The sequence below is a fragment of the Pseudomonas sp. EA_105y_Pfl2_R69 genome, assembly GCF_963970915.1.
Lineage (GTDB): Bacteria > Pseudomonadota > Gammaproteobacteria > Pseudomonadales > Pseudomonadaceae > Aquipseudomonas.
Map to the genome: position 1 here is coordinate 27768 of NZ_CAXAOO010000002.1, position 21574 is coordinate 49341.

General features: G+C 64.1%; 19 protein-coding genes. 4 read left to right on the forward strand and 15 right to left on the reverse strand.

Annotated features, from left to right (window positions below):
- Positions 1–68: 68 nt before the first annotated feature.
- The 7 genes from AACY13_RS06000 to AACY13_RS06030 form a co-directional block, all read right to left on the reverse strand.
- Positions 69–893 (reverse strand): SDR family oxidoreductase, encoded by an 825-nt coding sequence (locus tag AACY13_RS06000; RefSeq protein ID WP_339460070.1) that lies wholly within the window; start codon positions 891–893, stop codon positions 69–71.
- A gap of 93 nt (positions 894–986) precedes the next feature.
- Positions 987–2978: an acetyl/propionyl/methylcrotonyl-CoA carboxylase subunit alpha gene (locus AACY13_RS06005; RefSeq protein WP_339460071.1), complete on the reverse strand. Its 1992-nt coding sequence runs from the start codon at positions 2976–2978 to the stop codon at positions 987–989.
- Positions 2979–3032: 54 nt separating this feature from the next.
- Positions 3033–3833: an enoyl-CoA hydratase/isomerase family protein gene (locus AACY13_RS06010; protein WP_339460072.1), complete on the reverse strand. Its 801-nt coding sequence runs from the start codon at positions 3831–3833 to the stop codon at positions 3033–3035.
- A gap of 189 nt (positions 3834–4022) precedes the next feature.
- A complete protein-coding gene (gene atuD, locus AACY13_RS06015) occupies positions 4023–5180 on the reverse strand; it encodes a citronellyl-CoA dehydrogenase (RefSeq protein ID WP_339460073.1) in 1158 nt (385 codons plus the stop codon).
- 70 nt (positions 5181–5250) lie between these two features.
- Positions 5251–6867: a geranyl-CoA carboxylase subunit beta gene (gene atuC / locus AACY13_RS06020; RefSeq protein ID WP_339460074.1), complete on the reverse strand. Its 1617-nt coding sequence runs from the start codon at positions 6865–6867 to the stop codon at positions 5251–5253.
- A 4-nt stretch (positions 6868–6871) separates the two neighbouring features.
- On the reverse strand, positions 6872–7741 hold the full coding sequence (locus AACY13_RS06025; protein ID WP_339460075.1) for an SDR family oxidoreductase: 870 nt from the start codon (positions 7739–7741) through the stop codon (positions 6872–6874).
- 2 nt (positions 7742–7743) lie between these two features.
- A complete protein-coding gene (locus AACY13_RS06030; protein ID WP_339460076.1) occupies positions 7744–9543 on the reverse strand; it encodes an acyclic terpene utilization AtuA family protein in 1800 nt (599 codons plus the stop codon).
- 215 nt (positions 9544–9758) lie between these two features.
- Here AACY13_RS06030 and AACY13_RS06035 point away from each other — a divergent pair, with 215 nt between their 5' ends.
- The 3 genes from AACY13_RS06035 to AACY13_RS06045 all read left to right on the forward strand — a co-directional run bounded on the left by AACY13_RS06035 (position 9759) and on the right by AACY13_RS06045 (position 12160).
- On the forward strand, positions 9759–10382 hold the full coding sequence (locus AACY13_RS06035; protein WP_339460078.1) for a TetR/AcrR family transcriptional regulator: 624 nt from the start codon (positions 9759–9761) through the stop codon (positions 10380–10382).
- 106 nt (positions 10383–10488) lie between these two features.
- A complete protein-coding gene (locus AACY13_RS06040; protein ID WP_339460080.1) occupies positions 10489–11268 on the forward strand; it encodes a substrate-binding periplasmic protein in 780 nt (259 codons plus the stop codon).
- A 67-nt stretch (positions 11269–11335) separates the two neighbouring features.
- Positions 11336–12160 carry a substrate-binding periplasmic protein gene (locus tag AACY13_RS06045; RefSeq protein WP_339460081.1) on the forward strand — a complete coding sequence of 275 codons (825 nt, stop codon included), beginning with the start codon at positions 11336–11338 and terminating at the stop codon, positions 12158–12160.
- Between the two features lie 43 nt (positions 12161–12203).
- On the opposite strand, the gene AACY13_RS06050 is transcribed toward AACY13_RS06045, so the two are convergent.
- The 7 genes from AACY13_RS06050 to AACY13_RS06080 all read right to left on the reverse strand — a co-directional run bounded on the left by AACY13_RS06050 (position 12204) and on the right by AACY13_RS06080 (position 19203).
- Positions 12204–13604: a hypothetical protein gene (locus AACY13_RS06050; protein ID WP_339460083.1), complete on the reverse strand. Its 1401-nt coding sequence runs from the start codon at positions 13602–13604 to the stop codon at positions 12204–12206.
- Positions 13579–13755, reverse strand: coding sequence for a DUF2897 family protein (locus tag AACY13_RS06055; protein ID WP_339460085.1), 177 nt, complete (start codon positions 13753–13755; stop codon positions 13579–13581). Before AACY13_RS06055 ends, AACY13_RS06050 begins: the two co-directional genes overlap by 26 nt.
- A gap of 214 nt (positions 13756–13969) precedes the next feature.
- Positions 13970–15316: a class II 3-deoxy-7-phosphoheptulonate synthase gene (locus AACY13_RS06060; RefSeq protein ID WP_339460086.1), complete on the reverse strand. Its 1347-nt coding sequence runs from the start codon at positions 15314–15316 to the stop codon at positions 13970–13972.
- Positions 15317–15414: 98 nt separating this feature from the next.
- On the reverse strand, positions 15415–16143 hold the full coding sequence (locus AACY13_RS06065) for a sulfite exporter TauE/SafE family protein (RefSeq protein WP_339460088.1): 729 nt from the start codon (positions 16141–16143) through the stop codon (positions 15415–15417).
- Positions 16143–16925, reverse strand: coding sequence for an SDR family NAD(P)-dependent oxidoreductase (locus tag AACY13_RS06070; protein ID WP_339460089.1), 783 nt, complete (start codon positions 16923–16925; stop codon positions 16143–16145). Before AACY13_RS06070 ends, AACY13_RS06065 begins: the two co-directional genes overlap by 1 nt.
- Complete coding sequence (locus AACY13_RS06075; protein ID WP_339460091.1) at positions 16925–17860, reverse strand: bile acid:sodium symporter family protein; 936 nt, start codon at positions 17858–17860, stop codon at positions 16925–16927. Before AACY13_RS06075 ends, AACY13_RS06070 begins: the two co-directional genes overlap by 1 nt.
- Positions 17860–19203: a flavin-containing monooxygenase gene (locus AACY13_RS06080; protein WP_339460092.1), complete on the reverse strand. Its 1344-nt coding sequence runs from the start codon at positions 19201–19203 to the stop codon at positions 17860–17862. Before AACY13_RS06080 ends, AACY13_RS06075 begins: the two co-directional genes overlap by 1 nt.
- A gap of 162 nt (positions 19204–19365) precedes the next feature.
- Between AACY13_RS06080 and AACY13_RS06085 the strand changes: the two genes are divergently transcribed.
- Complete coding sequence (locus tag AACY13_RS06085; RefSeq protein WP_339460093.1) at positions 19366–20139, forward strand: spermidine synthase; 774 nt, start codon at positions 19366–19368, stop codon at positions 20137–20139.
- 389 nt (positions 20140–20528) lie between these two features.
- Here the strand turns inward: AACY13_RS06085 and AACY13_RS06090 are convergent, their stop codons facing one another.
- Positions 20529–21320: a crotonase/enoyl-CoA hydratase family protein gene (locus tag AACY13_RS06090; RefSeq protein ID WP_339460094.1), complete on the reverse strand. Its 792-nt coding sequence runs from the start codon at positions 21318–21320 to the stop codon at positions 20529–20531.
- Positions 21321–21574: the final 254 nt, after the last annotated feature.

Here is a 21574-nt window from a genome sequence, read left to right on the forward strand (position 1 = left end):
TGCCATGGCTCTGGCGCAAGCCTGGCAAGGCAGATCGGCAAATAGCCGACGCTGTGACCCGGCTGGTATCAATCGACAAACAGGTCCGGAATCAGCGCGCCGCCTTGTGGATCGAAGCGGTAGTGCTCGAAGTCGCCGACACCCTGCTCGCGTAGAATGTCTTCGTCGATCAGCAAGCGGCCGGTGATGCTACGCCCGCTACTGCTGAGAATGGCATGGGCTGCGTCGGCCATGATCGCCGGGCTGCGGGCGCGCTTGAAGGCGTCGCGGCTGCCCAGTTCGAATTCGATGGCGGCGGTGGCGATCATGGTTTTCGGCCACAGCGAGTTGACGCTGATGCCGTACTTCTTGAACTCCTCGCTCATGCCCAGGGTGAGCATGCTCATGCCGTACTTGGTCACGGTGTAGGGGCCGTGCTGGGCAAACCACTTGCTGTCCATGTTCAGCGGCGGCGACAGGTTGAGGATATGGCCGTTGCTGCCCTGCTTCAGGTACGGCAGGGCGGCCTGGCTGCAGACCATCACCGCGCGGGTGTTGATCTGGAACATCAGATCGAAGCGCTTGGGTTCGAGCTTCTCCACGCCGACCAGCTTGATCGCGCCGGCGTTGTTGATCAGCACGTCGATGCCGCCGAAGTGCTCGGCCGCCTGGGCCATGGCGGCCTTGACCGCGTTTTCATCGCGGACATCCACTTGCAGGGCCAGGGCTTTACCGCCAGCGGCTTCGACCTCGGCAGCCACCGAATGGATGGTGCCGGGCAGCTTGGCGTGGGGCTCGGCGCTTTTCGCCGCAATCACGATATTGGCCCCCTCACGCGCCGCGCGCAGGGCGATTTCACGACCGATGCCACGGCTGGCTCCGGTGATAAACAGGGTTTTACCTTGCAGTGACATAGGGCTTCTCCAATTTTATTTTTATGTAGGGTGGATGGCGCTCTTCTCATCCACCGTGCGGCGTGATGGTGGATGGATAAAGCGCCATCCACCCTACTGGGCGTCTAGGGCTTCGATCTCGACCAATAGTTGACGGTTTTTCACCTGGTCGCCGCGGCTGACGCCAACCCGGCGGATCACGCCGTCGATGCTGGCCTTGAGCGGGTGTTCCATCTTCATTGCCTCCAGCACCAGCAGCAGTTGGTCCTTGCTGACCTGGCTGCCTTCCTCGACCAGCACCTCGACAATCGCGCCGTCCATCGGTGCCTTGACGCTGCCCGAACCGGCACCGCTAGCACCATTGACCGGCAGATGGGTGATGTCGGTGAGTTGCAGGTTGCCGTTATGGCCGTACAGCCAGAGGTTTTCGCCTTGCAGATGATAGGCCAGGCGCTGGCGAATGCCGTCCAGCTCGAGGGTGGCCCAGCGGCCGTCGCTGGCCAGCAGCCTGAGGCTGACCTGCTGTTCGCCGATCTTGGCCAGCAGGCTCGGCTGTGGGCCATCGGCGAGTACTTCGAGCTCCACGGCAAATGGCTGCTCGCCCTGTTTGAGCAGAAAACGCCAGGGCGCGCTGCCGGCATTGCGCCAGCCGGCGAGCCCCGGCTGATGGGCGCGGGCATTGGCCGATTGCTGAAACAGCAGGGCGGCGGCGGCGGCCAGTTCGCAGGCAGCGGGCGGCTGCGGGCTTAGGCTCGGGTCGCTGGCGAAATGCTCGGCGATAAAGGCGGTGGTGGCATTGCCGGCGGCAAACTCGGGGTGCCCCAGCAGGTTGGCGAGAAAACGCTGGTTGCCGTTGACCCCCAGCAGCACGCAATCCTCCACCGCGCGTATCAGCTTGCGCCGTGCGTCCTCGCGGGTCGCGCCATAGGCGATGACCTTGGCCAGCATCGGGTCGTAGAACGGCGTAATGGCCTGGCCTTCGACCAGGCCGTGGTCGATGCGAATGCCTTCGCGCAGCGCCGGCTCCCAGCGCAGCGCGGTGCCGGTTTGCGGCAGGAAATTCTGCGTGGCGTCCTCGGCATACAGGCGTACTTCCATGGCGTGGCCGGTCAGGCGAATCTCTTCCTGCTTGAGCGGCAGCGGTTGGCCGGAGGCTGTGCGGATCTGCCAGGCGACCAGGTCCTGGCCGGTAATCAGCTCGGTAACCGGATGCTCGACCTGCAGGCGGGTGTTCATTTCCAGAAAGAAGAATTCGCCGCTTTGATCCAGCAGAAACTCCACGGTGCCGGCCCCGACGTAGTTCACCGAGGCCGCCGCTTTCACCGCGGCCTCGCCCATGGCCTGGCGCAGCTCGGCCGTCATCACCGGGCAGGGCGCTTCCTCGACCACCTTCTGGTGGCGGCGCTGCACCGAGCAGTCGCGCTCGCCCAGATAGACGATGTTGCCGTGCTGGTCGCCAAAGACCTGGATTTCCACATGGCGCGGCTGGATCACCGCGCGCTCGAGGATCAGCTCGCCGGAGCCGAAGGCGTTCTGCGCCTCCGAGCGGGCGGTGCGGATCTGCGCCAGCAGCTCGCTGGACTCTGCTACCAGCCGCATGCCCCGGCCGCCGCCACCGGCGCTGGCCTTGATCATCAGCGGATAACCGATGCGCTCGGCCTCGCGGCTCAGGGTGTCATCGTCCTGGGCAGTGCCTTCATAGCCGGGGATGCAGGGCACGCCGGCCTCGAGCATGGCGATCTTCGACAGGCGCTTGCTGCCCATCAGGTGGATGGCTGCAACTGTCGGGCCGATAAACACGATGCCGGCGGCCTCGCAGGCGCGGGCGAACTCGGCGTTTTCCGAGAGAAAACCGTAGCCGGGATGGATCGCGTCGGCCCCGGTCTTCTGCGCCGCCTGGATGATGTTGGCGATCACCAGGTAGGACTGGTTGACCTGAGCCGGGCCGATGCACACCGCCTCGTCGGCTTGCTGCACATGGCGGGCATCGCTGTCGGCTTCCGAGTAGACGGCCACGGTGCGGTAACCGAGGTCCTGGGCGGTGCGCATCACCCGGCAGGCGATTTCCCCGCGGTTGGCGATCAGAATCTTGTTAAAGGCGGGCATCTGGGTGCTCCTGCTGAGTCGTAAGCCTGGCGATCAGGTCATTTGGAGAGGGGCTTATTCAGCAGCCCACTTCGGCGCGCGTTTCTGCATAAAGGCCAGGGTGCCCTCGACGCCTTCGGCCCCGGTGACGGCGGCGGCGAACTGCTCGGCGGCGCGGTCCAGCAGCGGGCCGAGTGCTTCGTTTTCTGCGGCCAGCAGCAGGGCCTTGGTCTGGGCATTGGCCTGGGGCGCGCACTGGCGGACCTGGCTAAGCACCTGCTGCAGGCGGGCGTCCACCGCTTCGCTGTCCGTTTCGCTAAAGTGCACCAGGCCCAGGCGTTCGGCTTCGCTGCCATTGAAACGCGCGGCGGTCAGGGCCAGGCGGCGGGTCTGGGTCAGGCCGATGCGCCGCACCACGAAGGGGGCAATCTGCGCCGGCAGAATCCCCAGGGTGGTTTCCGGCAGGCCGAACTTGGCGTCCTGCTGGCAGATGGCGATATCCGACACGCAGGCCAGGCCGAAACCACCGCCCAGCACCGCGCCCTCCAGCACGGCAATCAGCACCTGTGGCGCGCTCTGCGCTTCTTCCAGCAGGCTGCCGAAGGCGCGGTTGAGACTGCGGTAGGCATCGCCACCGGCCGCTCTGGCACCGGCCATATCCTTGATATCGCCGCCGGCGCAGAAGTGCCCGCCGGCACCGCGCAGCACGATGGCGCGAATGCTTGAGTCATCGCGCAGGCTTTCCAGCGCCGCACGCAGCTCAGTGACCATGGCCAGGCTCATGGCATTGCGGCTGTCCGGGCGATTGAGGGTGATATGCAGTACGCCGGCATCCAGGCTTAGTAGCAGGGTTTCGCAATCGGGTAGAACAGGCATCCGGTAATCCTCGAACAGGGCGCAGGGACGTAGGAGGGGGCGGGTCGCGCAGGTTGAGCGCAGCGATACCCATCAGTGTGTAGGGTGGATCACGCTTTACCGATCCACCGTGCGGTGTCTTGGTGGATGTAAACGGCGACATCCACCCTACGGATCAGCCTTTATGGCTTGCCATCCCTGGTGACGAGCCTATTTTTTCTTGCCCGGCAGAATGCCCATCAGCTTGCAGATAATGCCCAGCATGATTTCGTCGGCACCGCCGCCAATCGACACCAGGCGCACGTCGCGGTAGGCGCGGGCCACCGGGTTCTCCCACATATAGCCCATACCGCCCCAGTACTGCAGACAGCTGTCGGTGACTTCACGGCCGAGGCGGCCGGCTTTGAGCTTGGCCATGGAGGCCAGGTTGGTCACATCCTTGCCGCGTACGTACTGCTCGGTGGCCTGGTAGACCAGGGCGCGCAGGCACTCGACTTCGGTCTGCAGCTCGGCCATGCGGAAGTGGATCACCTGGTTGTCGATCAGCGCATTGCCGAAGGTCTTGCGCTCCTTGCAGTAGTCGATGGTGGCGTTGATGCAGTGCTCCAGACCCTTGATCATGTTGGCCGCGCCGAACAGGCGCTCTTCCTGGAACTGCAGCATCTGCATCATAAAACCCGCGCCTTCGTGGCCGATGCGGTAGCGCTGCGGCACGCGCACGTTGTCGAAGAACACCTGGGCGGTCTCCGAGCTGCGCATGCCGAGCTTGTCCAGGTGCGGGCTGATGCTGATGCCCGGGGTTTTCATCGGCACCACGATCAGCGATTTGTTGACGTGGGCTTTGTCGTCGCTGGTGTTGGCCAGCAGGCACATAAAGTCGGCCGATGGCGAGTTGGTGATCCACATCTTGCTGCCGTTGATCACGTAGTCGTCGCCGTCTTTCTTTGCGGTGGTTTTCAGCCCGGCCACATCCGAGCCGGCACCCACTTCGGAGACGCCGATACAGCCGACCATTTCGCCCGTGATCGCCGGACGGAGGAATTCTTCGCGCAGCTCATCGGAGCCAAAGCGCGCCAGGGCAGGGGTGCACATGTCGGTCTGCACGCCGATGGACATCGGGATACCACCGCAGATGATGGTGCCGAACTCTTCCGCCGCGACGATCGAGTAGCTGTAGTCGAGGCCCATGCCGCCGAACTTCTCCGGCTTGGAGATGCCTAGCAGGCCGAGGTCGCCGGCCTTCTTGAACATATCGTGGATCGGGAAGCGGCCGTCCTTTTCCCACTGCTCGACGTTTGGGTTGATTTCCTTGTCGACAAAGTTACGGACCGTGCGGCGCAGCTCTTCGTGTTCTTGGGTGAAGATCATTGTTGTTTTCCTTGTAGGGTGCGCTGTGCGCACCGTGATCTTGGCTGGTGCGCACGGCGCACCCTACGGGTTAGAAACGGGCCACACCAAAGGTGCTGGGTTTTAGGGGGCGCAGATTGGCCTCGGCACAGATATCCAGCAGGTAGCCGAGCAGCTTGCGCGTATCGCGTGGGTCGATCAGGCCGTCGTCCCACAGGCTGGCGGTGCCGTAGAGCGCGGTGGACTGGCTGTCGAGTTTCTGCGCGGTGACGGTTTCCAGCATGTCGAGCATCTTCGGGTCGGCTTCCTTGCCTTCCTTCAGGTGTTTTTCCTCGGTGACGATGCGCAGCACCTTGCCGGCCTGAGCACCGCCCATCACCGCGGTCTTGCTGTTGGGCCAGGCGAAGATAAAGCGTGGGTCGAGACCGCGGCCGCACATGGCGTAGTTGCCGGCACCGTAGGAGCCTCCGACCACGATAGTCAGCTTCGGCACCGTGGCGTTGGCCACCGCCTGGATCATCTTCGAGCCGTGCTTGATCACCCCGAGTTGTTCCGACTCGGTGCCGACCATAAAACCGGTGGTGTTGTGGAAGAACAGGATCGGCGTGTTGCTCTGCTCGCACAGTTGGATAAATTGCGCCGCCTTGGCCGCACCTTGTGGGGTGATCGGACCGTTATTGCCGATAAAGCCGCAGCTCTGGCCCTCGATCTGCAAGTGGCCACAGACGGTCTGGTTGTCGAACTCGTTTTTGAAATCGAGAAAGTTTGAGCCGTCGGCGATGCGGGCGATAATTTCACGCACGTCGTAGGGCTTCTTGGCATCCGCTGGCACCAGGCCGAGCAGTTCTTCGATCGGATACAGCGGTTCGCTGTAGGCCTTGGCCGGGCGCGCCGGCAATTGGGCATTCCACGGCAGCATGGCGAGAATCTCGCGGGCGATGCGTACGCCATCGGCGTCGTTTTCCGCCAGGTATTCGGCGGTGCCGGCGACCTGGGCGTGCATCTCGGCACCGCCCAGCTCTTCGTCGGTGGCGATTTCGCCGGTGGCGGCTTTCAGCAGCGGCGGGCCGGCGAGGAACATCTTGGCCTTGCCACGCACCACCACCACATAGTCCGACAGTCCCGGTTGGTACGCTCCGCCGGCGGTGCTGGAGCCGTGCACCACGGTGATCTGCGGCAGGCCCATGGCGGACATGCGCGCCTGGTTGGCAAAGCCGCGCGCGCCTTCGACGAAGATATCGGCGGCGTAGTTGAGGTTGGCGCCGCCGCTTTCGGTCAGCGCCACCACCGGCAGCTTGTTCTCGACGGCGATCTGCTGCAGGCGCAGGGTCTTCTTCAGCCCGGTGGGGGAGATGGTGCCGCCCTTGATCGCGCTGTTGCTGGCGCTGACCAGGCAGCGCACTCCGGCGATATAACCGATGCCGGAGATGATCCCACCGCCAGCCTGGGTGCCGTCCTTGTCGTCGTGCAGCTTGTAGCCGGCCAAGGAGGCCAATTCTAGAAACGGCGCGCCGGGGTCGAGCAGCAGGTTGAGGCGTTCGCGCGGTAGCAGTTGGCCGCGTTTCTCGAATTTGGCCTTGGCATCAAACGCCTTGTTCAGGCAGTTCTGCTCGATCTGGCGAAAGCTGGCCACCGCGGCGAGCATGGCTTCGCGGTTGTTGGCGAAGTCCGCGCCCTGCACGTCGATCTCGGATTGGATAACCGGCATTGCCTTACTCCTGATCTTTCAGCACATCGGGCAGGTAGGCCCGGTGGAAGCCGTTGTAGGTTTCGCTGTTCTTCGCCTTGCCCAGGGTCCAGGCCCGCGTGCCTTGGCTGGCTGCGCCGTCGATGCGGATGGTATTGCCGCTGATAAAGTTGGCTCCCGGGGTGAGCAGGAAGACGATGGCGGCGGCTACCTCCGATTCGCTGCCGATGCGTTGCAGCGGCACGTGATCTTTGAGCGAGCGGATCATGTTCTTCATCGACTCGGGGTAGGTGTCCATGCCGCTGGAGGCGATCCAGCCCGGTGCCACGGCATTCACTCGCACGCCGGCATGGCCCCATTCGTAGGCGGCGGTCTTGGTGAAGTTCTCCATACCGGCGCGCGCCGCGCCCGAGTGGCCCATGCCCGGCATGCCGCCCCACATGTCGGCGAGCATATTGACGATGCTGCCGCCGTGCTTGCTCATGCTCTGCAGGAAGACTTCCTTGGCGATCAGGAAACCGCCGACCAGGTTGGTGCGCACCACGGTCTCGAAGCCTCTCTGGTTGATGCCGATCAGCGGCGCGGGGAATTGGCCGCCGGCGTTGTTGACCAGGTGGTGGATCTGCCCGCGCTCGGCGACCACGGTTTTGACCATGGCCTTGACCGCTTCTTCGTCGCGGATATCGCAGGCCTGAAAGCTGGCTTGGCCGCCGTCTTCGATGATTTCGCCGCAGGTGGCTTCGAGCTTTTCCAGCTTGCGCCCGACCAGCACCACGTGGGCACCCAGGTTCGCCAGCTCATGGGCGGTGCAACGGCCGATGCCGCTGCCGCCGCCGGTGACCATGATGGTCTGGCCGCTAAATAGGCCGGGTTTAAAGACCGAGTCGTAGCTCATTGTTATTGTCCTTGTTCGAGGCTAACGGCCAACGCCTTGGGCACCGGTATCGGGAATTCCAGCAACTGTTGGGCGAAGGCCTTGCCTTGCGGGTCGATGCGCAGGGAGGCGACGCCGCCGCCGCCCAGGGCGTTCTCCAGCAAGAAATTCAGGCTATGGCTGCCGGGTAGATACCAGCGACTGACCTTGCCGGTTTGCGGGTCGAGCGTGTGCTGCATCCATTCGGCCACGGCAGCCTCGGTCAGCGCAGCGGCGATCCAGGCCAAGTACTCGGGCTTTCTGGCCATTACGCCGATATTGCTGTGGTTGCCCTTGTCGCCGGAGCGCGCCACGGCCAGCTTGATCAACGGCAGCGTGGTGTCGGCCTGGCCGCTTGGCAGCGGGGCGGCGCTGTCGGCGGCGATCTGCGCGCTATCCAGCACCGCGATCTGCGGCAGGGTCACGGGTGTGCGTTCACCGTTCAGTTCTACTTCTAGAGCGCAGACACTTTTGTCGGCGAGAAAGCTAAACAGGCGGATTACCGGGTAAACGGTAGGGCGGCCGCCGACGATGCCGGTCAGGCCCGGTGCCATGCCGGTGGCAGCCTGGGCGATCTCGCGGGAGAACAGCACCAGCGCTTCCTTCTTGGTATGGCGCACGGCGATCTTGATCACCACTTCGCGGCTGTCGATGCGCTGGCCGTGGGGGCCGTAAGTGGCCTCGGAACCGAGCAGTTCGATGCTGACTTCCTTGTACGGCCCCCAGCCGCGCTCGGCGAACAGCTCTTCGGTTTTGTTGATGATCGCCTGGCTGACCCGCCGGGCTTTCTTCACCGCATCGATGCCGGCCATCAGGCAGCTGGCGGTGCAGCGGAAGCCGTCCGGATAGGTGGCGCTGACCTTGTACTGAGCAGTCGGCGGCAGGCCGCGTGCGCCTTTCAGTTCAACGCGGTTTGCGCCGACCTGGCTGAGTTGCACCCGGGTGAAATCGCAGAGTACGTCGGGCAGGTAATAAGCCCGTGGATCGCCGATTTCATAGAGCATCTGCTCGCCCACGGTAAAAGGCGTGACCAAGCCGCCGGAACCATCCGGCTTGGTCACGACGAAACTGCCATCGGCCGCCACTTCCACCACCGGGAAGCCGATATGTTCGTAGTCCGGCACGCTTTCCCAGTCGGTAAAGTTGCCGCCGGTGCACTGCGCGCCGCATTCGATGATATGCCCGGCCAGCGCGGCCTGGGCCAACTGGTCGTAGTCGCTCCAGCTCCAGCCGAACTCATGCACCAGGGCGGCGCTGACCACGGCGCTGTCGACCACGCGGCCGGTGATGACGATATCGGCACCGAGCTGCAAGGCTTCGACTATGCCCGGCGCACCGAGGTAGGCGTTGACCGAGACGCAGAAGGGTGGCAACGGTGCACCGCTGAACATCTCCACGGTACTGGCCTTGGTCAGTTCAGCGAGCTTGGGCTGCAGGTTGTCGCCATGCAGCACGGCGATCTTCAGCTTGACCCCGGCCTGCTCACAGGCAGCGCTCAGGGCGGCGGCGCAGGCGCTGGGGTTGACCCCGCCGGCGTTGCTGATCACGCGGATCTTCTTCTGTGCGATGTCCTGCAGCAGCGGTGCCAGGGTTTCCACGAAGTCGGTGGCGTAGCCGGCGTCCGGCTTCTTCATCCGCGCGCCGGCCATGATCGACATGGTGACTTCGGCCAGGTAGTCGAATACCAGATAATCCAGTTCGCTGCCTTTTACCAGCTGGGCGGCGGCGGTGCTGGTATCGCCCCAGAAGGCGGAGGCGCAGCCGATGCGTACGGTTTTAGTCATTGGAATAGTTCCGCAACACATGAATAAGGTGATTTGAAGGCTACCAAGCAAGCGCTTGGTTGAAAAGCCCTTGATTCAATCTTTCTCAACCAAAGTATGGCCAAGCGCTTGCTTGGGTGGCTTGCGCAGCATAAATTTCACCAATAACGACAAGCACTTGGCTCAAACGCCCAGGGCGTTGGATTCAAGGCAATAAAAGTTGGAGAGTACTTAGCGTGGATGATCAACAAGCGCAGGCGGTGATGCAGGAACTGGTGGCCAGCGGGCAGATCACCGATCCAGATAGTGCGCGGGGTAAGTTGCTGCAAACCGCGGCGCACCTGTTTCGCAGCAAGGGCTACGAGCGCACCACGGTGCGCGATCTGGCCAGCGCCGTGGGCATTCAGTCCGGCAGCATCTTTCATCACTTCAAGAGCAAGGACGAGATCCTGCGCTCGGTGATGGAGGAGACCATTCGCTACAACACCGCGCTGATGCAGGCCTCTCTGGCCGAAGCGAGTGATCTGCGCGGCCGGGTGCTGGCGCTGATCCGCTGCGAGCTGCAGTCGATCATGGGCGGCACCGGCGAGGCCATGGCGGTGCTGGTCTACGAATGGCGCTCGCTGTCCGAGCCGGGCCAGGCGTTTATCCTCGAACTGCGCGACAACTACGAACAGCTCTGGCTGCAGGTGCTGGGCGAGGCCAAGGCCGCCGGCTACTTCAAGGCCGACCCCTTTATTCTGCGCCGTTTGCTGACTGGCGCGCTGAGCTGGAGCACCACCTGGTTTCGCCCGGAAGGGCCGATGACGCTGGATCAGCTGGCCGAAGAGGCGCTGTCGTTGGTGATCAAGGACGTTTGAGTTAGACGGGATGGCTTTGGGCTAGTATTTTGGCGTCGAGGGACGGGTTGTACTCCTAGGGAATTCAATGGTCGTTTTTGTCCGCTGTGGAGCGTGTCTCTTGTACATGCTGGTGCGATGTCTGTGTCTCGGCTCTCTGCTGTGCCTCGCTCTGCCGGTATGGGCCGCCGAAGAGGTACGGGTCGGTGCCTATCACTTTCCGCCTTATATGGTTAAGCCGGAGAGTGCCGAGCCGAAGGGTCTGGTGCCCGATTTGCTGGCCGCACTCAATCAACTGCAGACAACCTACCGGTTCGTTCTGGTGGCGACTTCGACCATGCGCCGTTACCGCGACCTGGAGAGTGGCCGCTTCGATCTGATCCTGTTCGAGTCCCCCCAGTGGGGCTGGCAGAATACCTCGCATGCCGCGTTGAACCTGCATATCGAGGATGCCGAGGTGTATGTCGCGCGCGCGCAGCCGGGCCGCAATCAGGGCTATTTCGATGAGTTCAAGGGCAAGCGCTTGGCCCTCTACAGTGGTTATCACTATGGCTTCGCCGACTTCAACTCGGACCAGCAGTTTCTGACCGAACGCTTCGATGCACGGCTCACCTATTCCCATGACAGCAATCTGATCATGCTGATGCGCGGTCGAGCGGATATCGCGGTGATTACCCATTCCTATCTGCGCCTCTACCAGGACCGGTATCCGGAGCTGCGTTCGGCCTTTCTGGTATCGCAACGGGTCGACCAGTTCTATCGGCATCAGGCGTTGTTTCGTCCGCAGGCCCCGGTGACGCCGGAACGCTTTGCCGAGCTGTTGCAGGCCCTCAATAGGGACGGCCAGCTGGACCGCTTGTTGAAGCGTTATCACCTGTTGAACCCGCCGGGGGCGCTACGTGACTGAATTTGCACTATTCGGTCAGCTTTTGCTGGGGTACGCTGGCTACCGGGTAACTTAAGAAGTTGGCTATATGCCTGTGTCCATTGCTAGCTTGATCAGGATTTGTGCTCTGGCACTGGCGTTGTCGGTGTCCGCGCCCCTGGCCGCCGAACAGGTGGTGCACGTCGCCGGCGTGTATTTTCCGCCCTATGTATTCAAGACCGACGAGCAGTCGCACAGGGCGGGTTTGCTCGCGGACCTGCTGGACGCGCTGAACCGGCAGCAGGCTGATTTTCGTTTTGTCATGGTGCCGACCTCGATCAAACGCCGTTTCGGTGATTTTCAGCAGGGGCGAATCGACCTGGCCATTTTCGAAAACCCGGCCTGGGACTGGCAGGAAATTGCCCATGACGCCGTGGATATGGGCCTGGAGGACTCGGAGGTGTTTGTCAGTCGGGCTGAGCCGGGGCGCGATCAGCGCTTCTTCGAGCGGTTGGAGGGCAAGCGTCTGGCCCTGTATCACGGCTATCACTATGCCTTCGCCGACTTCAATGCCGAGCCCGAGTACCTGGTCAAGCGCTTCCAGGCGACCCTGACCCATTCCCATGACAGCAACCTGCTGATGGTCCTACATGGGAGGGCGGATATCGCGCTGGTGACGCGCTCCTATATTGGCGACTTTCTCGAGCGCCACCGCCAGTACGCCGGGCAACTGCTGATCTCCGAGCGTGTCGATCAGCGTTATCGCCACCATGCGCTGCTGCGCCCCGGTGCGCCGATAAGTGCCGAACAGTTCGGCGCGCTACTTGAAGCGCTACGCCGCAATAAGCGCTTGGCCGAGATATTCGGCCGCTATCAGGTGACGGTCGTCCCGGCGGCGGCGGATACCTCGCTGACCGCTGGTGCCGGGAACTAGCCGCTGGTTTTCAACGCTTATCATGCGATGGCCAGCCAGGGCCCTATGGCTGGTGAAAGTAGCGCTCAAGCAGATGCGGATCGTCGAAGTGCGCACGGCCGATAAAGGCGGTGGCGTGGCGTCCCCACTGGCGCATGGCACCTGGTGACCTGACCCCGGATGGCCACAGTAGCCAGCGTTCCAGGCGTTGGCTGCCGGCAATCAGGCCGTCTGCGCGGTACAGGCTACGCTGGCCCCGAGGGTGCGGCAGCTGACGCAGGTGGTCGAGGGCCAGGCTCTGGTAGCTGACCCCGGGATAGGCTGAGCGGCGCTCGTCGACCCACGTCAGGCTGTGTTCGCCCGCGCTCAGCCAGAGCGTGGCGGCCCGGTCGCCCGCGAAGTTCAGGCGGTGCGCCTGGCGCGCTTCTTCACCCGCGGGCTGCCGCAGTTGCAACGCTGAACCAGCCGGCAGGTAGAAGCTGTGCCAGCAGCCGCAGGGGTGGATGCTGTCGTAGAGCACGGCATGCCCTTGTCGGTCCAGGGTAACGCGCCAGATCAGGCCGTCCAGCTCGCCGCCGAACAGATCCAGGGCATGGGGTTTGGGCCGCCGGCTGAACCAGAATTGGTAGCTCAGCTGCAGGTGCCAGCGCCCCTGCAGGCGGCTCCAGCCGCTGTGCCGATATAGCCGAATATGCTGCTGATTGAAGCCCCGCGTGCCATCGGCGCGGTACTGGGGGCTGCCGAGCCTGTCGCTGCGGCTGGCCTGTTCGACCTTCAACCAGGGGGCATGGTGCTGGAAGAGGGCCTCGAGTTGCGCCTGCTGGGCCTGGGGCAGGCCCAGGGCATCCTCGCCCAGGCGGATTGAAATCGCCTGCGTTTGGCTCGGCAGCGGTTGGTAGCCCAGCCACTGCGCGCCATCTGCGGGGGCTGAGGCCCGGGCCGCGCTGTGCTGCCAGGCGGTCACGCCCCTGGCGAAGAGCGTTTCGAAAAGCGGGTAGAGACCCACCACGCGTGCCCAGGTGCGGTAATCGTCGGCCACCTGGGCCGCTGCGACTGCCCGGGCAAAGGCGGCCGGGTCGTCGATCAGGCGCTCGACCTGACGGCTACGGCAGGTACTCAGCGCATGCTGGCGCTGCGGGCTGCTCCACAGGTGCCGTGGCCCGTCCGCCAGTTGCGCCAGCTCGATCGTGCTGGCTTCGGCGTCCCGTGCGGCCAGGCGCTGTAACCACAATTGGCGTTGCGCCCGGCTCTGCGCACTTGTGCCCAGGGCCGCCAGGGTGCGCTCGCTGCGCAGGCCGACAAAGCCCTCCAGGCGCTGATACTGCCCGTCCCGGTGAGCCCGGGTGGCGCTGTGCAGTTGCTCGAACAGCGCCGTGCAGCTGTCGCCGTTCGTAGCCAGTGGCAGCTGCGAACAGCCCAGCAACAGGACGCATAGCAGGCTAGCGCTGCTCAGCGTCCTTGGCATCCTGGGCGTCCATCTCGAGGTTGCGTTTACGCACGATTTCCCGCTGCTCGGCGGTCAAGTGGACGTCTTTGGCGGTGCGCAACAACACGAGCAGGCCGCCGACAATAGAACCCAGCACGAGCACCAGCAGTAACCAGATGTACCAAGGCATGATCCATTCCTCCACGTAGACTTCACCATATCGCGCCTGGACCGGTTTGTCAGACGCGCTTGGTGGTGGGCCTCGCCTGCTTCATTGCCTGGCGTCAAAGGGTGCCGACCGCCGTTGCCGCAGTAAGCGCCGCAGCGAGCGGGTCGATGGCGCTTGCACGAGCGCTTGAGCGGATCGAGGATTGCTCGCGGGCCATGCCCGCGAACAGCAGCAGCTAGCGCCGCACCTGCTTGAGGGTTTCGGCGATCAGGAAGGCCAGTTCCAGCGACTGGTCGGCGTTCATTCGCGGATCGCAGTGGGTGTGGTAACGGTCCGACAGGCTGTCCTCGGTCACCGGCCGCGCGCCGCCGATGCATTCGGTGACGTTCTGTCCGGTCATTTCGATATGGATGCCGCCGGCGTAGCTGCCTTCGGCCTGGTGTACGGCGAAGAATCGCTTCACTTCGGCGAGGATCTGCGCGAAGTCGCGGGTCTTGTAGCCGGTCGAGGCTTTGATGGTGTTGCCGTGCATCGGGTCGGAGCTCCACAGCACCTGGCGGCCTTCGCCCTGCACCTTGCGCACCAGGCGCGGCATATGGGCTTCGACCTTGTCCGCGCCCATGCGCACGATCAGGTTGAGGCGACCCGGGTCATTGTCCGGGTTGAGGATGTCGATCAGGCGGATCAGTTCGTCAGGGTCCATGCTCGGGCCGACTTTGACCCCGATCGGGTTGCCGACGCCACGGAGGAATTCGATGTGGGCCCCATCCAGCTGACGGGTGCGGTCGCCGATCCACAGCATATGGGCCGAGCAGGCGTAGTCGCCGCCGGTGAGGCTGTCCCTGCGCACGAAGGCTTCTTCGTAGTTGAGCAGCAGCGCCTCGTGGGCGGTGAAGAAACTGGTCTCGCGCAGTTGCGGCGAAGTATCCATGCCGCAGGCGCGCATAAAGGCCAGGGTTTCGTCGATGCGACCGGCCAGGTGGCTGTACTTCTCGGCCAGGGCCGAGTTGGCGATAAAGTCCAGGTTCCACTGATGCACCTGATGCAGGTCGGCGAAGCCGCCCTGGGCGAAGGCGCGCAGCAGGTTCAGCGAGGCGGTGGACTGGTGGTAGGCCTGCAGCAGGCGTTCCGGGTCAGGTACGCGGCTCTTCGCATCGAAGTCGATGCCGTTGACGATATCGCCGCGGTAGGCCGGCAGGGTCACGCCGCCGATGGTTTCGTCGTTGGCCGAGCGCGGCTTGGCGAACTGCCCGGCCATGCGTCCGACTTTCACCACCGGGCAGCCGGCGGCGAAGGTCATGACGATGGCCATCTGCAGCAGCACCTTGAAGGTGTCGCGGATCTTCCCCGCGGAAAACTCGGCGAAGCTCTCGGCGCAATCGCCGCCCTGCAGCAAAAAGGCGCGGCCCTGGGTGACCTCGGCGAACTGGCGGCGCAGTTCGCGGGCCTCGCCGGCAAATACCAGCGGCGGATAGCCGGCCAGGGTTTGCTCGACCTTGCCCAGGTGGGCGGCGTCCGGGTACTGCGGTTGCTGCTGGATAGGCTTGGCTCTCCAGCTTTCGGGGCTCCAGGGTTGCGACATTGCGGTTCTCGGCTTCTGACAATTCGGGCGAATGGGCATGGTAACCGATAAGCCCGGCGCTTCAAGCCGATGGGCGCGATAGAGCGATTGCATAAGGCCTAACCGGCCAGCAGCAATACCCCCGTAGCCAGCAGCAAGCCATAGATGGCGATACGGAAATGCTGTTCGTTAAACCGCCGGTGCAATCGCTCGCCCAGCCAGATGCCGATCAGCAGCAGTGGGGCGTAGCTGGCAACTTGCGGCAGGGCCGGCAGCAGGCGGCCGTCGAGCAGGAAGGCCAGCGTCAGCAGGCTGTTGAGGGTGAACCAGACGGTTACCAGGGTGGCGCGCAGGCGCGCCTTGTCCAGCTGGCTGCCAGCCAGGGCGAACACCAGCAGCGGGCCGCCGGAGGCGAACAGGCCGTGGCTGATGCCGGCCCCCAGGCTAAGCAGCCGGCCCAGCCACAGAGGCCGAGGCGGTTCAGCGGCGGCGTGGCGCAGACGCCACAGTTCGCGGGCGGCAAACCACAGCACCAGCGCGCCAAACAGGCGCTTGGCCAGGGCGGCGTCCAGCCAGGGCAGCAGGGCGTAACCGATAAGCGTGCCGAGCAGCATGCCGGGCAGAATCATGCCCAGCAGCAGGCGGCGGTCGATCATGTATCGATGCCGCCAGGTCAGGTAGCCGGTCATGCAGATATTCAGTGGTACCAGGACCGGCAGCAGCTGGTCGATCGGCAGCAGCAAGGCTCCCAGCGACAGGGCGATTACGATGCTGCCGAATCCGCTGATCGCCTCCAGGGTGTAAGCCAGCAGGATAAAGCCGGCCAGGGCCAGCCAGAGCATATCCATCAGCCCATCTCCGCGGCGAAGCGTGCGCTCATCTTGCGGTAATAGAGGCCGGGGGCTATGCGCCAGAGCAGGCTGGCCAGCCAGCTGCCGCGGTCGGGAAACAGTCGTTCAAGGCCTTGCGCCTGGGCCTGGAGGATCTGCCCGGCCATCCAGTCGGCACCGCGTACCTGGCCGATGGTCGAGCGGCCGTGCCGCGCCGGCTGGCCGTCGCCGCCCAGGGCGTGCTGTTCGATCGGGGTGTCGAGAAAACTTGGGTACACCAGCAGCATGCCGATGCCATCGCGGGCGGCCTCGGCGCGCAGAACCTCGAAGAACTGGCCGAGGGCGCTTTTCGCCGCGCAATAACCGGCGCGGCCGAGCACCGGCATCCAGCCGGCCATGGAGCCGATGGCGATGATCTTCCCGGCGCTTTTGCGCAGCAGTGGCAGGGCGCACAGGGTCAACTCCACGGGGGCCTGATAATCGACTGCCATGACTTTGCGCAGCACCGCCGGATCAGTCTGCATGGTGGGCGAGCGATGGGTGATGCCGGCGTTATTGATCAGTACGTCGAGGCCGCCGAAGCGCTCGCTGCAGGTCTGCAGCAATTGCTGATGCAGGTGCGGGTCGGTGATCTCGCCGGCCAGCCCGATTACCCGCTCTGCGCCCAGCTCATTCACCCGCGCGGTCAGGCCGCTTGCGTTGATATCGGTGAGCAGCAGGTGGCAGCCTTGGCGGTGATAGGCGCGTGCAAGCTCCCAGCCGAGGCCGCTGGCGGCCCCGGTGATCAATACGCTGTGCATTATTCTTCTCCAGCGTTAGCCAGTGCGGCAGAGGGTGGCAGGGCGGCGGCCGGGGCGCGGCGTGACCAGATAAAGGCCAGGGTCAGGCCGCTGACCAGGTGCCAGCAGCCCCAGAACGCGGCGATCAGCAGCATGCCGCTGGCCTGGGGGAAGAAGGTGAAGATGATCGCCAGGCCCAGGGCCGAGTTCTGGATACCCACCTCCAGGGTGATCGCCCGGCGATCCGCGGCCGGCAGGCCGGACAGCCGCGCGCAGCCGTAACCGACCGACAGGGCCAGGGCGTTATGGGCCACCACCAGCCAGAAGAACAGATGGAAATGGCGGATGAACTGGTCGAAGTTGCGGCTGAAGGCCAGGGTGACAAAGGCCAGCATCACCAGCAGGGTGAAGATGCGCAGCGGTTTTTCCACTTTCGGTGACAGGCTGGGAAAGCGCCGGCCGATCCACATGCCGGCGATCAGCGGCAGGCCGAGCACCAGCAGCACCAGCAGCAGCAGGCTGACCGGGTCCATGGCGATTTGCGTCAGCAGCGGCCGGGTCAGTGGGTTGAGCCAGGCGTAGAAGCCGAAGTTCAGCGGCGTCAGTACGCTGGCGGCCAGGCTGGATACGGCGGTCATGCTCACCGATACCGCGACGTTGCCGCGGGCCATCCAGGTCATGATGTTGGAGAAGCTGCCGCCGGGGCAGGCGGCCACCAGCATCATGCCCAGGGCCAGCATCGGCTCGATGCGCAGCGCCCAGCAGGCCAGGCAGGTCAGCGCCGGGAGCAGGACAAACTGCGCGAGCAGGCCGATCAGTGGGGCCTTGGGCTTGCGGGCGATACGTTTGAAGTCGTCCAGGCGCAGGTCCAGGGACACGCCGAACATCATCAGCGCCAGGATCAGGTTGATCAACACCAGGCTGCCGGGGTCGAACTGGATGTTTAGCGTATCCACTAGCGGTTTCCTGGTGCATGCAGGGTGGGGGTGGCGGTTGTACGGCTCGCCAGGCCGTTGCGCAGTGCCGCACTGTGCTGCGCGATGCTCTGACGATAGCTGTCCTTATGCACGTAGTAGGCCATGCGTTCCAGTTGCAGGTAGTGATAGCCGCCGTCCAGACGCATGCTTGCCCGCTCGCGCTTGAGCGCCTGGAAGTCCCTGGCCGCCTGGCTGCCGGCCTGCAGGCCCTGGATATACAGCGCCACCAGCTCGGCCTGCTCGTCGCGGCCCTGCCAGCCGAGGCCCGAGGCCTCGACCATGCCCAGCATAAACAGGTCGTCGTACTCGGGGTGGAACACGTTCAGGTACAGCTGCGGCGCGCCGGCGCTACTCGGCCAGTTGAGGTGCGCGCGGTCGATAAAGGGGTAGTCGAGCTTGTAGCCGGTGCCTTGCAGAATCAGATCGTACTCGGCCTGCTCGCCATCGCTGAAGGTCACCAACTGGCCCTCGACCCTGGCCACATCGCGGCGCGCCTTGATATCGCCATGGCCGAGATGGTGCAGCACCAGGGAGTTCATCACCGGGTGCGATTCGTAGAGCTTGTAGTCCGGGTCGGGCAGGCCGTACTGCGACGGCTTGCCGACCAATGCGCGCACCAGCAAGCCGTCGAGCCACTGCTTGAGCGGGCGCGGCAGCTTGATCGCCCCGCCCAGGGTGTCGGTGGGGCGGCCCAGAGTGAACTTGGGCAGAAAGTAATAGCCGCGGCGTACCGAGAGGTCCACCGAGGCGGCGCGGTGCACGGCGTCCACGGCGATATCGCAGGCGGAGTTGCCGCAGCCGACCACTAGCACGCGCTTGCCGTCGAACACCGCCGCCGAGCGGTAGGCGCTGGAGTGCATCAGCTCGCCGCTGAATGGGCCCGGCAGCGCCGGCTGGTTGGGTGTGTGCAGGGTGCCGTTGGCCATCAGCACGCCATCGAACAGCCATTCGCGCTGTACGCCGTCCTGCTCGCTGATCAGTTTCCAGCCTTGCTCCAGGCGCTGGATTTCGACGACCCGGGTGCTGAACTGGTAATGCGCATACAGGCCGAAGTGCTCGGCGTAGTCGCGGAAGTAGCGGCGCATTTCGCTGTGGTGCGGGTAGGGGGCCACTTCGTCGCGCATCGGGAATTCAGTGAATTGGGTGGTGCCCTTGGAGGAAATCAGGTGCGCCGACTCATACATGGTGCTGTGTGGGTTCTCGATATCCCACAGGCCGCCGACATCCGCGTGCAGTTCGAAACCGACAAAGTCGATGCCGTGCTTGTGCAGTTGGCGAGCTGTACACAGGCCCATGGGGCCGGCACCGATAATGGCGTACATGGCAAACCTCGATATTCGTCTTATTGTTTTAATGATTCAGCATTCGAGTGGCTGAATGGCGCTACGGGTAATTATTGCGTGACCCGGGGGGCTTGCCTCAATGACAATTAGCGCCTTTCCCCCGGCCGAAATGGTCGGGGATGTCATGGTGGAGAGTGCGGGATGCCTGGTTTACCCCCGGTGGAGCAAATGCCGGAGCCATTGCTGATTGCCGAAGTGCGCGACGCCTTCGGGGTGATTCAGGTGGTCGAGATGGGCGCATACCGCTTTCTCGAGTTCGGCGAGGCGATCGAGCAGAGCTGCGTCTATATGCCGGATCCGAGTTGGCTAGAGTACGACTACACCCGCGCCATGCTGCTCGGCGCGCTGTGCCATGAGCAGCCGGAAAGCGCGCTGTTTCTCGGCCTGGGGGCCGGCAACCTGACCCAGGCCTGCCTGAAGTTCCTGGCGCTGGACGATGTCGAAGTGATCGAGCTGCGCCCGGATGTGCCGCGCCTGGCCATGGCGCACATGGGCCTGACCGACGATCCGCGGCTGACCATCCGCATCGGCGATGCCCTGGAGCTGTTGGGCAGTGCGGAGAAAACCGATCTGCTGTTCGTCGACCTCTACACCGACCATGGCCCGGCGACCGGGCATCTGGCCTGGCGCTTTCTGGAGGATTGCCAGAAGCAGCTCAACCCCGGCGGCTGGCTGATCATCAACCAGTGGGCTGGCAACGACGGCAAACCCCTCGGCGCGCCGCTGCTGCGCGGCCTCTACCATCGGCATTACTGGGAGTGCCCGGTAAAGGAAGGCAATGTGGTGCTGCTGGTGCCGGCCGATCTGGAGCAGCAGCTCGATCAGGACGAGTTGCTGCGCCGCGACGACCTGCTGGCACCGCGACTGGGTTACTCACTGCGGTCGTTGATACAGGCGCTGCGCCCGGCGACCTGAGAACCTATTGACGGTCTGCTGCGCGTCGGCCCTGCCGCGTTAAAGGCCGGCTCGGCAAGCCGCTTGCGGCTAACGCGCTTCAGCGCGGCCCGAAGGGCGAGTGAAGCGCGTAGTGCTCATGTACAAAAGTACACTCGCGTGCGAGCCCAGTCCGCTTGATTCGCTACGCTCACCCTACGGGCCAGCCGTTGGCTGTTACTCCGCTGCGCTACGTGTCTCGCCGTTTTGACCAGCCGGAGGCTGTTACTACGTAGCGCCTTGCAGGACTCTAGCTCGCGAGACCGTAAAGCAGGTTCTGAGCAGGTGCCGGATGGGTAGGGTGCGCCGTGCGCACCGGCGCAGGCCATAGGTTCCGGTGCACCCTAGGGGATTGCACTGCTCGGTGCTCTTCAGCGCCCCTTAAAGTCGCCCGGGCGGCGCTCCAGCATGGCGCGTACGCCTTCCTGGGCATCCTCGCTGGCCATCAGCCGGGTGACGGTCGGGTGCAGGCTGGCGGCTGCTGCTGCTTGGCCTTCGACCACCGCCTGGCGCGCCGAGGCCAGGGTGGCCTGCACGCCCAGCGGTGCCTGGGCGGCGATGCGTTCGGCCAGGGCGATGGCCCGAGGCAGCAGGTCTTCACTGGCCTGGACCTGCTGGATCAGGCCCAGGCGATAGGCTTCGTGGGCATCGAACTCATCACCCGTCAGCAGCCAGCGCATGGCATTGCCCCAGCCGGCCGTCTGATGCATGCGCAGGGTCGCGCCGCCGAAGGGGAAGATCCCGCGTTGCACTTCCATCTGGGCAAAGCGGGTGTTGCTGGCGCACAGGTTGATGTCCGAGGCCAGCATCAGCTCGATGCCGATGGTGTAGCAGTAGCCCTGAGCGGCCACTATCACCGGCTTGCTGACCCGCGGCCCGCCAAACACGCCCCAGGGGTCGCAACCGTCCTTGGGAATTTGCCAGCCGGCGGCAAACTGCGCCGCTACATTGGCCAGGTCCAGGCCGGCGGTAAAGTGTTCGCCATGGGCGAACACCAGGGCCACCCGTGCCTCGCTGTCGCGCTCGAACTCGCCATAGGCCAGGCACAGGTCATCGAGCATGGGCATGTCGAAGGCGTTGCGTTTGCTCGCCCGGTCCAGGCCGATCAACATGATCTGCCCGCGTTTTTCACGGCTGACGCGGCCGTTGGTGCTTTGGGTCATGACGCTGAGTCCTTGTATCCAGTGAGGGGCTGTTGGTCGTTGCCGCATGGCGCTTGCAGGCTAGCAGAGGATGATCCAATGGCGGGCCACAGGCTTTATTTGCGCTTTATTTATGACCTATTTATGGAAAAGCAGGCACATCGGCCAGGTTTTCCGGTATAGTGCGCGCCGGTCAATTCTTGGCCACGTTCAGGTAGCACAACTCGCCCGAAGGTTTACTTTGGCAGTTAGTTCGCATTGCGGACTATCCTTGA

Bases quoted from the DNA above. Each gene is read 5' to 3' on its own strand.
- AACY13_RS06090 (WP_339460094.1), bottom strand. From the start codon at position 21,320: ATGACCCAAAGCACCAACGGCCGCGTCAGCCGTGAAAAACGCGGGCAG.
- AACY13_RS06070 (WP_339460089.1), bottom strand. From the start codon at position 16,925: ATGCACAGCGTATTGATCACCGGGGCCGCCAGCGGCCTCGGCTGGGAG.
- AACY13_RS06050 (WP_339460083.1), bottom strand. From the start codon at position 13,604: ATGCCAAGGACGCTGAGCAGCGCTAGCCTGCTATGCGTCCTGTTGCTG.
- AACY13_RS06085 (WP_339460093.1), top strand. From the start codon at position 19,366: ATGCCTGGTTTACCCCCGGTGGAGCAAATGCCGGAGCCATTGCTGATT.
- AACY13_RS06010 (WP_339460072.1), bottom strand. From the start codon at position 3,833: ATGCCTGTTCTACCCGATTGCGAAACCCTGCTACTAAGCCTGGATGCC.
- AACY13_RS06080 (WP_339460092.1), bottom strand. From the start codon at position 19,203: ATGTACGCCATTATCGGTGCCGGCCCCATGGGCCTGTGTACAGCTCGC.
- AACY13_RS06025 (WP_339460075.1), bottom strand. From the start codon at position 7,741: ATGAGCTACGACTCGGTCTTTAAACCCGGCCTATTTAGCGGCCAGACC.
- atuC (WP_339460074.1), bottom strand. From the start codon at position 6,867: ATGCCGGTTATCCAATCCGAGATCGACGTGCAGGGCGCGGACTTCGCC.
- AACY13_RS06030 (WP_339460076.1), bottom strand. From the start codon at position 9,543: ATGACTAAAACCGTACGCATCGGCTGCGCCTCCGCCTTCTGGGGCGAT.
- AACY13_RS06065 (WP_339460088.1), bottom strand. From the start codon at position 16,143: ATGGATATGCTCTGGCTGGCCCTGGCCGGCTTTATCCTGCTGGCTTAC.
- atuD (WP_339460073.1), bottom strand. From the start codon at position 5,180: ATGATCTTCACCCAAGAACACGAAGAGCTGCGCCGCACGGTCCGTAAC.
- AACY13_RS06055 (WP_339460085.1), bottom strand. From the start codon at position 13,755: ATGCCTTGGTACATCTGGTTACTGCTGGTGCTCGTGCTGGGTTCTATT.
- AACY13_RS06000 (WP_339460070.1), bottom strand. From the start codon at position 893: ATGTCACTGCAAGGTAAAACCCTGTTTATCACCGGAGCCAGCCGTGGC.
- AACY13_RS06060 (WP_339460086.1), bottom strand. From the start codon at position 15,316: ATGTCGCAACCCTGGAGCCCCGAAAGCTGGAGAGCCAAGCCTATCCAG.
- AACY13_RS06045 (WP_339460081.1), top strand. From the start codon at position 11,336: ATGCCTGTGTCCATTGCTAGCTTGATCAGGATTTGTGCTCTGGCACTG.
- AACY13_RS06005 (WP_339460071.1), bottom strand. From the start codon at position 2,978: ATGCCCGCCTTTAACAAGATTCTGATCGCCAACCGCGGGGAAATCGCC.
- AACY13_RS06040 (WP_339460080.1), top strand. From the start codon at position 10,489: ATGCTGGTGCGATGTCTGTGTCTCGGCTCTCTGCTGTGCCTCGCTCTG.